Annotated in this window: 15 protein-coding genes; 6 read left to right on the top strand and 9 right to left on the bottom strand. The window is 69.6% G+C overall.

The genetic code is table 11. The annotated features are described in order from the left end of the window. Nucleotide 1: 1 nt before the first annotated feature. The 5 genes from sufC to FKV25_RS04815 form a co-directional block, all read right to left on the bottom strand. Entirely contained in the window at nucleotides 2–766 is a 765-nt protein-coding gene (sufC, locus tag FKV25_RS04835) for a Fe-S cluster assembly ATPase SufC (protein WP_141517670.1), read from the bottom strand. A 30-nt stretch (nucleotides 767–796) separates the two neighbouring features. After that, on the bottom strand, nucleotides 797–1,201 hold the full coding sequence (locus tag FKV25_RS04830) for a lysozyme inhibitor LprI family protein (RefSeq protein ID WP_141517669.1): 405 nt from the start codon (nucleotides 1,199–1,201) through the stop codon (nucleotides 797–799). Then, nucleotides 1,198–2,670 (bottom strand): Fe-S cluster assembly protein SufB, encoded by a 1,473-nt coding sequence (gene sufB, locus FKV25_RS04825; RefSeq protein ID WP_141517668.1) that lies wholly within the window; start codon nucleotides 2,668–2,670, stop codon nucleotides 1,198–1,200. The genes FKV25_RS04830 and sufB overlap by 4 nt, the downstream gene beginning before the upstream one ends. A gap of 16 nt (nucleotides 2,671–2,686) precedes the next feature. Continuing rightward, nucleotides 2,687–3,157 (bottom strand): SUF system Fe-S cluster assembly regulator, encoded by a 471-nt coding sequence (locus FKV25_RS04820; RefSeq protein WP_141517667.1) that lies wholly within the window; start codon nucleotides 3,155–3,157, stop codon nucleotides 2,687–2,689. 117 nt (nucleotides 3,158–3,274) lie between these two features. Beyond that, the gene (locus tag FKV25_RS04815; RefSeq protein ID WP_211345373.1) at nucleotides 3,275–3,868 is read right to left on the bottom strand and encodes a hypothetical protein; all 594 of its coding nucleotides are present in this window, start codon (nucleotides 3,866–3,868) and stop codon (nucleotides 3,275–3,277) included. Nucleotides 3,869–3,989: 121 nt separating this feature from the next. On the opposite strand from FKV25_RS04815, the gene FKV25_RS04810 reads away from it, so the two are divergent. The 4 genes from FKV25_RS04810 (at nucleotide 3,990) to FKV25_RS04795 (ending at nucleotide 8,991) form a co-directional block, all read left to right on the top strand. After that, nucleotides 3,990–4,478 carry an SET domain-containing protein gene (locus FKV25_RS04810; RefSeq protein ID WP_141517666.1) on the top strand — a complete coding sequence of 163 codons (489 nt, stop codon included), beginning with the start codon at nucleotides 3,990–3,992 and terminating at the stop codon, nucleotides 4,476–4,478. Nucleotides 4,479–4,624: 146 nt separating this feature from the next. Next, entirely contained in the window at nucleotides 4,625–5,425 is an 801-nt protein-coding gene (locus FKV25_RS04805; RefSeq protein ID WP_141517665.1) for a 3-hydroxybutyrate dehydrogenase, read from the top strand. A 14-nt stretch (nucleotides 5,426–5,439) separates the two neighbouring features. After that, on the top strand, nucleotides 5,440–6,606 hold the full coding sequence (locus FKV25_RS04800) for a DUF3734 domain-containing protein (protein ID WP_141517664.1): 1,167 nt from the start codon (nucleotides 5,440–5,442) through the stop codon (nucleotides 6,604–6,606). A 150-nt stretch (nucleotides 6,607–6,756) separates the two neighbouring features. Then, nucleotides 6,757–8,991, top strand: a complete 2,235-nt coding sequence (locus tag FKV25_RS04795) for a DUF5916 domain-containing protein (RefSeq protein ID WP_141517663.1) — start codon at nucleotides 6,757–6,759, stop codon at nucleotides 8,989–8,991. Here the strand turns inward: FKV25_RS04795 and FKV25_RS04790 are convergent. The 3 genes from FKV25_RS04790 to fusA form a co-directional block, all read right to left on the bottom strand. Next, nucleotides 8,973–9,458, bottom strand: a complete 486-nt coding sequence (locus FKV25_RS04790) for a PIN domain-containing protein (protein ID WP_170218540.1) — start codon at nucleotides 9,456–9,458, stop codon at nucleotides 8,973–8,975. The two genes, FKV25_RS04795 and FKV25_RS04790, sit on opposite strands and share 19 nt — an antisense overlap. A 37-nt stretch (nucleotides 9,459–9,495) precedes the next feature. Beyond that, nucleotides 9,496–9,828 (bottom strand): helix-hairpin-helix domain-containing protein, encoded by a 333-nt coding sequence (locus tag FKV25_RS04785; protein ID WP_141517662.1) that lies wholly within the window; start codon nucleotides 9,826–9,828, stop codon nucleotides 9,496–9,498. Nucleotides 9,829–9,904: 76 nt separating this feature from the next. After that, complete coding sequence (gene fusA / locus FKV25_RS04780) at nucleotides 9,905–11,968, bottom strand: elongation factor G (protein ID WP_141517661.1); 2,064 nt, start codon at nucleotides 11,966–11,968, stop codon at nucleotides 9,905–9,907. A 344-nt stretch (nucleotides 11,969–12,312) separates the two neighbouring features. Between fusA and FKV25_RS04775 the strand changes: the two genes are divergently transcribed. Both FKV25_RS04775 and FKV25_RS04770 read left to right on the top strand, forming a co-directional pair. Next, a complete protein-coding gene (locus tag FKV25_RS04775) occupies nucleotides 12,313–12,765 on the top strand; it encodes an OsmC family protein (protein WP_141517660.1) in 453 nt (150 codons plus the stop codon). An 11-nt stretch (nucleotides 12,766–12,776) separates the two neighbouring features. Then, nucleotides 12,777–13,529, top strand: a complete 753-nt coding sequence (locus FKV25_RS04770; RefSeq protein ID WP_170218538.1) for an alpha/beta hydrolase — start codon at nucleotides 12,777–12,779, stop codon at nucleotides 13,527–13,529. Here the strand turns inward: FKV25_RS04770 and FKV25_RS04765 are convergent. Next, on the bottom strand, nucleotides 13,498–13,900 hold a 403-nt coding region (locus tag FKV25_RS04765), incomplete at its 5' end, for a PhzF family phenazine biosynthesis protein (RefSeq protein WP_141517658.1). The two genes, FKV25_RS04770 and FKV25_RS04765, sit on opposite strands and share 32 nt — an antisense overlap.

Here is a 13,900-nt window from a genome sequence, read left to right as displayed (position 1 = left end):
GTCAGGCCGACGCCTCCGGGGCGATCCTGTCCTTGATCCATGCATAGCCGTGCTGCTCGAGTTCCAGCGCCAGTTCCGGGCCGCCGGTCTCGACGATGCGGCCATCGGCCAGCACGTGTACGACATCGGGCTTGATGTAGTCGAGCAGGCGCTGGTAGTGGGTGATCACGAGGAAGGCGCGTTCCGGCGAACGCAGCGCATTGACGCCCTCGGCGACGGTCTTCAAAGCATCGATGTCCAGGCCCGAATCGGTCTCGTCGAGGATCGCGAGCTTCGGTTCGAGCAGGGCCAGCTGGAAGATCTCGTTGCGCTTCTTCTCGCCGCCCGAGAAGCCCTCGTTGACGCCACGATGGAGCAGTTCGTCCTTCAGGTGGAGGACGGCCAGCTTCTCACGCACGCGCTTGAGGAACTGCATCGAATCCAGTTCCTCCTCGCCGCGCGCCTTGCGCTGGGCGTTCAGCGCGGTGCGCAGGAAGTAGGTGTTGTTCACGCCCGGGATCTCCACCGGATACTGGAACGCCAGGAAGACGCCGCTGGCGGCGCGTTCCTCGGGCTCCAGCGCGAGCAGGTCCTGGCCATTGAAATCGACCGTGCCCGCGGTGATCTCGTAGCCTTCCCGGCCGGCGATAATGTTGCCCAGCGTCGACTTGCCGGCGCCGTTCGGCCCCATGATGGCGTGTACCTGGCCCGGCTTCAGTTCGAGCGTCAGGCCCTTGAGGATTTCGCGTCCGCCAATCGAGGCGTGGAGATTTTCGATCTTGAGCATGTGGAGGTGTTCCAAAGTGTCCGGGTGGCGTCAGTGGGGCGCGTCCAGCCACGCTTCCCGCAGGTAGCGGGTACGTTCGCGGGTGAACCTGGCGCGGAGAAGGGCTGTACGGGTGAAATAGCTGGATCCGTATCGGGTGTGGGCCTCGCCTTCGGCCAGCGGGAATCGTGCGTCGACGTCGGCATCGCGCAGTCGTATCCAGATACGTTGCGCGTGCTTGAACTTCCCGATGGCAAGCGGGTCGGACGCCAGGTGGTCAAGTATCGCCCCGTAGACGGCATCGAGCTCGTCGTCCGCGTCGATCTGTTCGACGTACGCGCACGCCATGATCTGCATCTGGTTGCCCTGCGGGTCGCACTCGGAGGCCCATTCCGCCCGACCCGCGAGGGCCGGCGCGACCCAGAGGAGCATCAGCACGAGCGCGACGCACCTCATCCCACGGCACCTTCCAGCGATACTTCGAGCAGCTTCTTGGCCTCCACCGCGAATTCCATCGGCAGCTCGCGGAACACGCTCTTGCAGAAGCCGTCGACGATCATCGAGACCGCGTCCTCCTCGCCGATGCCGCGGCTGCGGCAGTAGAACAGCTGGTCATCGCTGATCTTGGACGTGGTGGCCTCGTGCTCGACGGTCGCGTCGGGGTGCTTGACCTCGATGTAGGGGAAGGTGTGCGCGCCGCTCTTCTTGCCGATCAGCAGGCTGTCGCACTGGGTGTGGTTGCGCGCGCCGGCGGCGCCGCGGTCGACCCTGACCAGACCGCGGTAGGTGTTCTGCCCGTGGCCGGCGCTGATGCCCTTGCTGATGATCTTGCTCTTGGTGCGCGCGCCGACGTGGATCATCTTGGTGCCGGTGTCGGCCTGCTGGCGATGGTGGGTGAGCGCGACGGAGTAGAACTCGCCGACCGAATCGTCGCCCAGCAGCACGCAGGAGGGGTACTTCCAGGTGATCGCCGACCCGGTCTCGACCTGGGTCCAGCTGACCTTGCTGCGTGCGCCCCGGCATTCGGCGCGCTTGGTCACGAAGTTGTAGATGCCGCCCTTGCCGTTCTCGTCGCCGGGATACCAGTTCTGCACGGTGGAGTACTTGATCTCGGCATCCTCGAGCGCGACCAGCTCGACCACCGCGGCGTGCAGCTGGTTCTCGTCGCGCATCGGCGCGGTGCAGCCCTCCAGGTAGGACACGTAGGCCTGGTCCTCGCAGATGATCAGGGTGCGCTCGAACTGGCCGGTGTGGCCTGCGTTGATGCGGAAGTAGGTGCTCAGCTCCATCGGGCAACGCACCCCCCTGGGGATGAAGACGAAGCTGCCGTCGGAGAACACCGCCGAATTCAGCGCGGCGAAGAAGTTGTCGCCGGTGGGCACGACGCTGCCCAGGTACTGGCGCACCAGGTCGGGGTGTTCCTTGATGGCCTCGGACATGGAGCAGAAGATCACGCCCTTCTCGGCCAGCTCCTTGCGGAAGGTGGTGCCGACCGACACCGAGTCGAACACGGCGTCGACCGCCACGCCGGCCAGGCGCGCGCGTTCGTGCAGCGGCACGCCAAGCTTCTCGTAGGTGTCGAGCAGCTCCTGCGGCACTTCGTCCAGCGAGGCGTACTTGGGGCCCTTGGGCGCGGAGTAGTAGCTCAGCGCCTGGAAGTCGATCGCGGCGATCTTCAGCTTGGCCCATTGCGGCACCGGCATCGTCAGCCAGTGGCGGTAGGCCTCCAGGCGCCATTCGGTCATCCACTCGGGCTCGTCCTTCTTGGCCGAAAGCGCGCGGATGATGTCCTCGTCCAGGCCCGGGGGGAGGCTGTCGGATTCGATGTCGGTGATGAAGCCCGCGTCGTACTTGCGGCCCAGCTGCGCATGGATGTCGCGGTTGGTGTCCGGGAGGACGGGGGCGTCGGTGATCTCGGTGGCCATGGGGCTGCCTACTGTCTCAAGCGTTGGCGAGGCGCACGTCGATGCGCCTCGGGTCGGGTGGGGGCGAGGCCGGTCCGGCCGCCGTGGGCGGGGCCAGCATCTGCGCCAGGGTCACGCTGCGCAGCGCGGCGACGACCACGTCGTTGATGTGGCGCCAGTTGGCGCGCACGCCGCACTGGGCCTCGATGCTGCAATGGCTGCCGTGCACGCTGCACTCGGTCATGCCGAGCGGTCCTTCCATGGCCTCGACCACTTCGATCAGGCCGATGCCGTCGGCCGGTCGCGCCAGGCGGTAGCCGCCATTGGCGCCGCGGAAGCCTTCGACCAGGCCGGCCTGCGCCAGCGGCTTGAGGACCTTGGACACCGTGGGCGTTTCCAGGCCCGCGCGGTCGGCGAGCTCGGAGGCGCTGAGCACGTCGTCGGGGCACGCCGCGAGGACGGTCAGGACGACCGTCGCGTAATCGGTGAGTTTGGTGACGCGGAGCATCGTGGGGGCGCTCGTGAATCAGTACCGGAATTGTACGGATTCAGGCCGCCCGCGCCAAGTATGCGAACGCGTTGGTTCAGCCAGGGAGGCGGGCGCTGGACGCCGCCTCCGCGACGTTCAGCGCCCGCCGGGACTGGACGCGACGGCCGGGCCGTCCTGGGGCGCCACAGGCAGGACCAGTTGCATGTAGGGCGGCGGGGGCTGTTGCCCGGGCGGCAGGTAGGCCGGGGCGGGGCCGCCGGCGGGGCCCAGCGACTTCACGAAGCGGTAGATGGCGCGGCGGTCGTCCTCGGCCATGGTCCGCAGGAGGAAGTCCGGCATGATCGGGCGCGTGCGCAGGTTGGCGGTGTAGGCGAGCCAGGCGGCCTCGTCCATCCCGTCCACGCGCATGCGCAGGTTGCTGGCATAAGTGGTGCCCCACGGGCCGTTGTAGCCCAGCGGCGAGCCGGTCAGCCACTCGGCCGGGTCGACCTCCCCCTGCCGCTCGGCGTAGCCCGCGGTGTGGCAATCGTTGCAGCCGGACATGCGCACGAGGTATTCGCCGCGCGCGAGCAGGGCCTCGTCGCCATGCGAGGTGGCGGCCGTCGCCGGGGCGTTCGCGCCGGGGGGAGCGGCGTCGGCGGTTGCGTCGGGTGGGGTCGGCTGGCAGGCGGCGAGCGCGATGAAAAGGCAGGGCAGGGAGAGGGCGATCGGGTTGGAGCGGTGGCGCATGTCGGCGATCCGGGAGTGGGCCTGGATTCCACAACGCCGGCCGGTGCCCGCGACGGCCATGGGGTTGGCCGTCGACGGGTGTTCCGGGTCAGAATGCAGGCAAGCCAACCTGGACACCCCCATGCCGAGCAAGATCGTCGCCCGCCGTTCCCAAATCCATGGCAATGGCGTTTTCGCCAAGGCCCCCATCAAGAAGGGCGAGCGCGTCGTCGAGTACAAGGGCAAGCGGCGCACCCACGAGGAAGTCGATGCCGGCGACACCGGCGACGTCGACTCCGGCCACACCTTCCTCTTCACCCTCAACGACGAATACGTCATCGACGCCAACGAGTCGGGCAACGTCGCGCGCTGGATCAACCACAGCTGCAAGCCCAATTGCGAGGCGATCCTGACCGAGCACGAGGGCGACGACCGCCGACGCGACCAGGTGTTCATCGAGGCCATCCGCGACATCGAGCCGGGCGAGGAACTGTCCTACAACTACGGCATCACCCTGGCCGAGAAGCACACCCGCGAGCTCAAGGAGATCTGGGCCTGCCGCTGCGGCGCGAAGAAGTGCACGGGCACGATGCTGCAGCCGAAGAAGAAGAAAAAGAAGAAAAAGAAGTGAATCGGGAATAGGGAAAGGGGAATGGGCAAGGCATGGAGCGGGTCGCAGGCGCCATTCCCCATTCCCCATTCCCCATTCCCTAAAGTGCGATGGCGCCGTCACGCGGGATCGGCATACTGGGCGCTCCCCCCCGACAGGAGCCCGACATGAGTTCGATTGAAGGCAAGGTGGCGGTCGTGACCGGCGCCGCCAGCGGCATCGGCAAGGAGATCGCCCATGAGCTGTCGCGCGCTGGCGCGGCGGTGGTGATCGCCGACCTCAACCTCGAGGGCGCCCGGGCCGTTGCCGATGCGATCGTGGGCGAAGGCCGCCGCGCCATGGCGGTCGCGATGGACGTCACCGACGAAGCCGCGGTCGAGGCGGGCATCGCGCGCGCGGTGGAAACCCTGGGCCCGATCGACATCCTGGTCTCCAACGCGGGCATCCAGATCGTCAACCCGATCGAGGCCTACCGTTTCGACGACTGGCGCAAGATGCTCGCCATCCACCTCGACGGTGCCTTCCTGACCACGCGTGCGGTGCTGCCGCACATGTACGCCGAGGGGGCGGATGGCAAGGCGCGCGGCGGCACGGTGGTGTACATGGGCTCGGTGCATTCGCACCAGGCCTCCAAGCTGAAGTCGGCCTACGTGACCGCCAAGCACGGCCTGCTCGGCCTCTCGCGCACCCTGGCCAAGGAAGGCGGCGAGCGGGGCGTCCGCAGCCACGTGGTCTGCCCGGGCTTCGTACGCACGCCCCTGGTCGACAAGCAGATCCCCGAACAGTCGCGCGAACTGGGCATCAGCGAAGAGGAGGTCATCCGCAACGTCATGCTGGGGCAGACGGTGGACGGCATCTTCACCACCGTCGAGGACGTCGCGCAGACGGTGCGCTTCCTGTGCGAATTCCCCAGCGCCGCGCTGACCGGGCAAAGCATCATCGTCAGCCACGGCTGGCACATGCAGTAGCGACGGCTGCCGCCATGTCCGCCGCCGCCCCGTTCCCCGAGAACATCGCCCTGGTCCTGCAGGGCGGCGGAGCGCTGGGGGCCTACCAGGCCGGGGTATACCAGGGCCTGCACGAAGCCGGCGTGGCTCCGGGCTGGCTGGCGGGCATTTCCATCGGCGCGTTCAACACCGCGATCATCGCGGGCAGCGCGCCGGAGCGACGGGTCGAGGCGCTGCGCACGTTCTGGGAGACCATCTCCCAGCCCTACCTGTTGCCGGCGACCACGCTGGGCCAGGAGGCGCGCCTGGAGGGCCTGGGCGAGCATGCGCGCGCCTGGCTCGATACCTGGGAGGCCTGGCGTGCGCTGGCGGAGGGCCAGCGTGGCTTCTTCCATCCGCGCGGTTGGGACGCCGGGCTGACCGGGCAATCCCCGTTCGACGCCGCCGGCCCCCAGTCGGCGAGCTGGTACGACACCCGGCCGATGATCGAGACGCTGGAGCGGATGGTGGACTTCGACCGCCTCAACGACGGCGGCATCCGCGTGTCGGTGGGGGCGGTGAACGTCGCCACCGGCAACCTGGAGTACTTCGACAACACGCGCATGCGCCTGGACGCCCGCCACATCCTGGCGTCGGGCGCACTGCCGCCGGCCTTCCCCGCCGTCGAGATCGACGGCGCCTTCTACTGGGACGGGGGGCTGGTCTCGAACACGCCGCTTTCCTACGTCCTGTCCGATCCGCGCCGGGCGGATACCCTGGTCTTCCAGGTCGACCTGTGGAGCGCACGGGGCGAGTTGCCGCAGAACCTGCTGGACGTGGCGGAACGGCAGAAGGAGATCCAGTATTCCAGCCGGACGCGGATGGTGACCACGGTGCAGCGCGTCGACCAGCACTACCGGCGCCTGCTGCGCGAACTGCTCGAAGCCATCCCGGCCGAGGCGCGCGAGTCCAATCCCTGGGCGCGGCACGCCGCGGACCTCGCCTGCGGCAATCGCATCTCGGTGATCCAGCTGATCTACCGGGAGCGGGCGCGGATCGGCCACTTCAAGGACTACCAGTTCGGCCGCGTGGCCCTGCGCGAGCACTGGACGTCCGGCCTGGTCGACGTCAACCGGGCGCTCGCCCACCCCGAATGGCTGCGACTGCCGACCGGCGAAGATGCCTTCGCCAGCCACGACGCCACCGCGATGGACGCCGATTGAGCATCCCGCGGGGCGGCCGGATCGCGGCCCGCATCCCCGGCCATTGGACTTCGATGCAGGCAGCGCCGGAAGGGTTGCCATGACTTGTGCCAGTCGGCGCCCGGGGCACGACACCGGTAGTCTGCGCGGCATTCCCCGACCGTTGATCCCATGCGCCCCCTCCAGACCCTCGTCCTGCCCTTGATCTTCCTGTTGCCCGTCCTGCAGGCGCATGCCATCGAAGTGGACGGCCGCATCGATCCCGACGAATGGGCCGGTGCCACGCGGGTGACGGACTTCCGCAAGGTGCAGCCATTGAGCCTGGCGCCGGGGTCGCTGCCGACCGAGGCCTGGGTACTGGCGACCCCCGAGGGCCTGGCGGTCGGCTTCCGCAACACGCAGCCGCAATCGGTCACCTGGACCCGCCAGCGCGTGCAGCGCGACTTCAGCGCCCAGGTGGACCGGGTCAACCTGATGGTCGACTTCGATGGCGACGGCCGCACCGGCTACAACTTCACGGTGGCCTCCACCGGCGGCATCACCGACGCGGTGATCACCAACGAGAACCAGTTCAACGACGACTGGGACGGCAACTGGCGCCATGCCGTCTCCGAGGAGGCGGACGCGTGGTCGGTGGAGATGCTGATCCCGTGGTACATCGCGCCGATGCGCGCCGGCGAGGACGGCATGCGGACGCTCAAACTGCAGCTCGATCGCGTGGTCGGTTCCACCGGCGAACGCATGGCCTGGCCGGGCGCGAGTTTCGAGCGCCCGCGCTACCTGTCGGAGTTCGCGCCGCTGGAGCTGCCGCAGTACAGCCAGTCGCTGCTCGCGGTGACGCCCTACGCCTCCGGCCTGTACGACAACATCGGTGGCGAAAGCGACTTCGAAGCCGGCTTCGACCTGTTCTGGAAGCCCAACGGCCAGTTCCAGCTGACGGCGACGGTCAATCCCGATTTCGGCCAGGTCGAGAGCGACGACTTGGTGATCAACTTCGGCGCCACCGAAACCTTCATCAGCGACAAGCGCCCGTTCTTCACCGAGAACCAGGGCATCTTCGAGTTCACCACGCCGTCCGACTACAGCCAGCTGCTCTACACCCGCCGCGTCGGCGGCCCGGCCGACGACGGCGACGGGGCCGGCGACATCGACGCCGCGGTGAAGCTCAATGGCAGCCTCGGCGCGACCAAGTACGGGCTGTTCCTCGCCGACGAGGCCGACGAGGCCGGCCGCAGCTTCGGCGCCCTGCGCGTGGTGCGCGACTTCGACACCCAGAACCTGGGCGCGATGCTGACCCGGGTCGAGCGTCCCTGGCTCGACCGCGAGGCCACCGTGCTCGGTGTCGACCACGACTGGCGCCCGGGCGAGCGCCTGATCGTGCAGACGCGGCTGATCGGCAGCCAGATCGATCAGTCGGGCGACACCCGCCGCGACAACGGCGCGACGGTGTTCGCCAACTACGAGATGGACGGCGGCTGGCGCCAGCAATGGCTGGCGATGCACTTCGGCAACGACCTGCAGATCAACGATTTCGGTTACCTGTCGCGCAACAGCCTCAATTACGCCCACTGGGAGCTGCGACGCCGCTTCACCGGCCTGCCGGAGGCGTCGCGATACGCCTCGAAGGAGTGGCGCGGGCGCATCAGCGGCACCGACAACGACCACGGCGACCGCCTGCAGCGGCAGTTCCGCCTGAGCCGGCAAGGGCAACTGCGCGACGGCAGCGCCGAGTACGCGCAGGTCAACATCAACTCGTCGGGCTACGAGGACCTGTTGACGCGCGGCAACGGCATCCTGCGCGTGCCGGCGAACTTCAACGCGTATTACGAGTACGACCGCCCACGCAAGGGCAACTGGGCCTGGGAGCTGGACGTCAACATGTTCAGCGGCGGGCTGTCGGGGAACGACGAAGTCGGCTACGACTTCAGCCTGGAGCCGCGCTATTTCTTCAGCGATGCCTTCGCCGTCTACGCGGGGATGTTCTACCAGCACCGGCCCGACTGGCTGGTCTGGCAGCAGGACAACCTGATCGGCTCCTTCGACCAGGAGCGCCTGCAGTTCAGCGCAGGACTGGACTGGACCATCGACGGCCGCCAGGAACTGCGGGTGAAGCTGCAGGCGATCGGCCTGGACGCGGAACTGCGGCAGGCCTATCGCGTGCAGCCCGGTGGCGAGGCGGTGGCCAGCAATGATCCCGTCGACGACTTCAACGTGCGCAACCTCGGCTTCCAGGTCCGCTATCGCTACGAACTGGCCCCGCTCTCCTACCTGTACGTGGTCTACGGCCGCGGCGGCTACGAGCAGGCGCCCTACTCGGACGGGACCTGGCCGCTGCTGGAAGACAGCTTCGGCCTGCACGACGACGAGCAGTTGCTGGTCAAGCTGTCCTACCGCTTCGAACTCTGAGCGGGCGAGGCGTCCTCATCGGGGGGCCAGGCTTCCGGCACGAGCACGCCGAAGTCGTGGTCGCGGACGGTCTTGCGGTTGAGGCGCAGCAGGGCCTTGTCCCGGCTGACCAGCCAGCGCGCGCCGCAGGCCCGGGTCAGTTCGAGGAACTTCTGGTCGTCGGGGTCGCGGCAACGCGGCAGCGGCGATGCGTCGATGGCCCCCGTGGCGTCGCCCTGGTGCGGCCGGGCGAGCGCATCGAACGCGCGCATCAGACTCGCCTGGCGGGGCGGGCCCAGCGCGAGCAGCGGGTAGTCGAGCACCCGGCGCCATTCCTCGCGGCATCCGGCGTCGGTGAACGCCACCAGCCGGTCTTCGGCGAGGGCGGCGCGGATCGCGGCGATGCGCGGGTCCTCGAACACCAGCAGGTCCAGCCAGGCGTTGGTGTCGAGGACGATCCCGGGCACGCCGGTGGCGGGTGGCCTCATGCGGCGCGTCCGGCGACCGCTGGCAGCCGCGGGCGGCTCATCGCGTGGGCGCGTCGTCGGAAACGAGCGTCCGGCGCTGGACTTCCACGGCGGGCCAATCGCGCTTGCGCGCGTCTGTGAAGGCCCACCACGGTCGCGCATCGTCGTTCTCGGCGAAGGCGACGGCGGCCATGAAGGTGTCCAGCACGCAAGGATCCTGGCGCAGGCCGGTCAGCCTGCACAGTTGCAGGTAGAGCCCGGTGGGGTCCTTGCCCCGGAGCTCGGAAGGGGCGTCGATCCCGAGTGCGCGCAGGTCGCCGGCCATCGCCGGCCCGATGTTGGGGATGTCGACGAGGCGGCGGGCCTGGGCGAGCGTGCGTGCCTTGGCCATGGTTCAGCTCCTGGGTTAAGGGTCGGGGGGAGGCGCGCTGGCAGGGCCAGGGTCGACCTCGGCAGGGGAGGGCAGTCTACTCGTCGTCGTGCCGCGGCTTGTAGGCCTCGACCAGCTTCTGCTGCACCTGCGGGGGCACCGGCTCGTAGTGGCTGAAGTCCAGCGAGTAGCGGCCGCGCCCCGCGGTGACCGACTTCAGTTCGGCGGCGTAGCCTTCCAGCTCCGACAGCGGCACCTGCGCCTTGACCACGATCTCGCCGCCGCGCAGTGCGTCGGTGCCGTGGATGCGCGCGCGCTTGGCGGCCAGGCCCCCGCTGATGTCGCCCATGTGCTGCTCCGGCGCGTTGACCTCCAGGTCGACGATCGGCTCCAGGACCTGCGGCCGGGCCTTCCCGACCGCGTCGAGGAAGGCCTTGCGGCCCGCTGCGACGAAGGCCACCTCCTTGCTGTCGACCGGATGGTGCTTGCCGTCGTAGACGATCACCCGTACGTCCTGCATCGGATAGCCGGCCAGCGCGCCGCCGTCGAGCACCTGGCGCACGCCCTTCTCTACCGCCGGCAGGAACTGGCCGGGAATCGTGCCGCCCTTGACCTGGTCGACGAACTCGAAACCCTCGCCCCGCGGCAGCGGCTCCACCCGCAGGAACACCTCGCCGAACTGGCCGGCACCGCCGGTCTGCTTCTTGTGGCGGTGGTGGCCTTCGGCGCGGGCGCCGATGGTCTCGCGATACGCGATGCGCGGCGGGCGCGATTTCACGTCCACCCCATGGCGTTCGCGCAGCCGATCGAGGTTGACCCGCAGGTGCAGGTCGGACAGGCCGCGGACGACGGTCTCGTTGGTCTCGCTCTCGTGCTCGACGACGAAGCAGGGGTCCTCTTCGGCCAGCTTGTGCAGGGCCGAAGCGAGCTTCTGCTCCTGGCCCTTGCGGGTCGCCTCGACGGCCAGGCCGAACATGGGCCGCGGGAAATCCAGCGGCGCGAGGTGGATGTGGTCCTCGTCGTGGCTGTCGTGCAGGACCGCGTCGAAGTGCAGCTCCTCGACCTTGGCGACCGCCGCGATGTCGCCGGGGACGGCCTGGTCGACTTCGGCGTGGTCCTTGCCGGAGAGCTTGAACAGGTGGCCGACCTTGAACGGCTTCTTGCCATCGTCGATGAACAGCTGGCTGTCGCGGCGGACCGTGCCCTGGTAGACGCGGAACACCGCGAGCTTGCCGACGAAGGGGTCGTTGACGATCCTGAAGACGTCGGCGATGACGTGCGCGTCGGGGTCGGGGCGGGCCTCGAGCGGCGCCGCGTCGGTCCCGGTGCCCTTCGCGAAGGGCGGCGGGTTGGCCTCGCCCGGGTGCGGGAACAGGCGCTCGGCGACATCGAGCAGATCGGCCACGCCGACGCCGCTGCGCGCCGAGCAGAACAGGACCGGAACCAGGTGCCCTTCGCGCAGGCATTGTTCGAAGGCGTCATGCAGCTCCTCGCCGGACAGGCCGTCCTCGCCGAGATCCAGGTAGTGCTCCATCACCGTCTCGTTGACCTCCACGACCTGGTCGATGATCTTCTGGTGCCAGTCGGCCACCGGGCCCAGGTCGCTGTCGCCATTGGCCGTGGCGAAGCAGTCGACCACCGCGCGACCGCCGTCGGCGGGGAGGTTGAGCGGCAGGCACACCGGGCCGAAGGCTTCGCGCAGTTCTTCCAGCACACGCCCGCAGTCGGCGCCCTCGTGGTCGATCTTGTTGACGACGATCGCACGGCACAGCTTGCGCCCGCGCGCGTACTCCATCATCCGCCGGGTCCCGTACTCGACCCCGTGGTCGGCGTCCACGACCACCAGCACGGTCTCCACCGCCGCCAGCGCCGCCAGCGCCGGGCCGCGGAAGTCCGGGTAGCCGGGGGTATCGATCAGGTTGACGTGGACGCGCCGACCGGACGCCGCCTTGTGGTCGATCGACGCGATCGCGGCGTCCAGCGAGTGGCCGCGCGCCTTCTCCATCGGGTCGAAATCCGAGACCGTGTTGCCGCGTTCGACGCTGCCTGCCGTCTGGAGGGTGCCGCCGGCGTGCAGCAGGGCTTCGAAGAGGGTGGTCTTGCCGGCGGCGGGGTGGCCTGCCAGGGCCACGTTGCGGATGTCCTGCGTGCTGTACGACATGGGCCGTGTCTCCCGTTCGAGGTGGGAGTCCGGCCATCGACGGCCGGGCTCCTGCGGCAATACCGCAGTTCGGGCGTCATGGCTGTCCGCGTCGGAAGCGCTGCCATCCGAGGGCGGTGGGCGCTCGGCGGGCGGTCATGGCGGGATCCGGCCGAAGCCGGGCCCCAAGGCTCGCGCCAACCGGGTCCCGGGTCAAGGGGGCGCCGGCCCGGTCGCGAAGTCGCCTGTCCCCTCACGTGCCGCCCTCGCCGCGCATGCCACCATGCCGCGGCATCGGGCCGCCGGGCGCCGCCCCCGGCGCGAGCGGATGCAATTCCCCTTCGAATCCCACGGAGACACGAGACATGGCATTCAAGCGATACGCCGACGCGGTCTGGCAGGGCGACCTGCAGGCCGGCGCCGGCACCTTGAGCACCCCCCAGAGCGGCCTGTTCGCCGACCAGGCCTACTCCTTCAAGACCCGCTTCGGCGAGCCCGGTGAGCCCGGGAGTCGCGGCACCAACCCGGAGGAACTGCTGGCCGCGGCCCATGCCGGCTGTTTCAGCATGGCCTTGTCGGCGGTGCTGGGGAAGGAGGGCTTCACGCCCGAGCGCATCCAGACCCGCGCCGAGGTATCGATGGATCCGGGCATGGACCCGGGGCCGACGGTGACCGGCGTGAAGCTGGTGGTCGAAGCCGCCGTCCCGGGCATCGACGCCGCGCGCTTCCAGTCGATCGCCGAGGCAGCCAAGGCCGGGTGCGTGATCTCGCGCGCGCTGTCGGTGCCGGTCAGCCTCGACGCGACCCTGGCGTCCTGAACCCGGCGCGCGTGCGCGTTCCGCGAGCCGGCCATGCGCTGCTGTTGCACGGCGCCGGCGGAGGCGGCTGGGAGTGGGCGATCTGGTCGGGCGTGTTCGAGGCTGCCGGACTGGCGGTGTCCGCGCCCGACCTGGTCCCGGCGGGCGCTGGCCTGGCGGCCACGGGCATCGAGGACTACCGCGCCCAGGCCGAGGCGGCCTTGCGCGTGCTGCCGCGGCCGCGGCTGCTGGTCGGGGCCAGTCTGGGCGGCTTGCTCGCCGCCGCGATCGCACGGGGCGAGGCCGATGCCCTGGTCCTGGTCAATCCGTTGCCACCGGCTCCCTGGGCAGCGGAATTGCCGGCAAGGGACTGGCCGGCCAGGGTGCCTTGGGCACGATTGGCGCGCCTGGACTCGACCCGTCGCGCGATCCCCGACGCCGATCCCGCCAGCGCGCTCTACGCCTTCCGGCGCTGGCGCGACGAGTCCGGACGGGTGTTGCGGCAGGCGCATGAGGGGTTGGACCTGCCTCCGCCCGATTGCCCGGTGCTGTGCGTGGCATCGGGCCAGGACCGTGACGTGCCTCCAGGCGTGACCGATGGGCTCGCGCGTGCCTGGGGCGCGGACCGGATGGCGCTGCCCGGGGCGAGCCACGTCGGACCGCTGCTCGGCCGGGAAGCGGTGGCCTGCGCCGAAGCGGTGCTGGCGTGGTGGCGCCGGTCGGCAGTGGCCGGCCGGCCCCGGGCCCCCGAACTCAGGTCCCCGGCCAGTCCAACTCGCCGCTGAGCACGTCGCAGGCCTGGCCGCCCGACCAGATGTCGCCGGCCTCGTCGATGCGCAGGTGCAGGCGCGCGTCGTAACCCACCTCGCGGCCCTGGCTGGCGACGTAGCGGCCGCCCTCACCCGGGACGGCGCCGTTGTGCCTGAGCCAGGCCGCGAGCGTGGCATTGGCGGCGCCGGAGGCCGCGTCCTCGAAGCGCGCGCCCGCGCCCACGAAGGCGCGCACGACCAGGTCGTGGTCCTGCCCGGCGTCCGCGCGGGAGAAGGCGAACACGCCCATGCTGCCGGTGTCGGCGGCCAGCGCGGCGACCGCGTCCCAGTCAGGCGTGGCCGTGCGCACCGTTGCCTCGTCCGCCAGCTCCACGACCCACCAGCGG

The sequence above is a fragment of the Marilutibacter aestuarii genome, assembly GCF_006546775.1.
GTDB lineage: Bacteria > Pseudomonadota > Gammaproteobacteria > Xanthomonadales > Xanthomonadaceae > Marilutibacter > Marilutibacter aestuarii.
The sequence above is the reverse complement of the archived record's forward strand: the minus strand, read 5'-3'. Positions and strand labels throughout refer to the sequence as shown.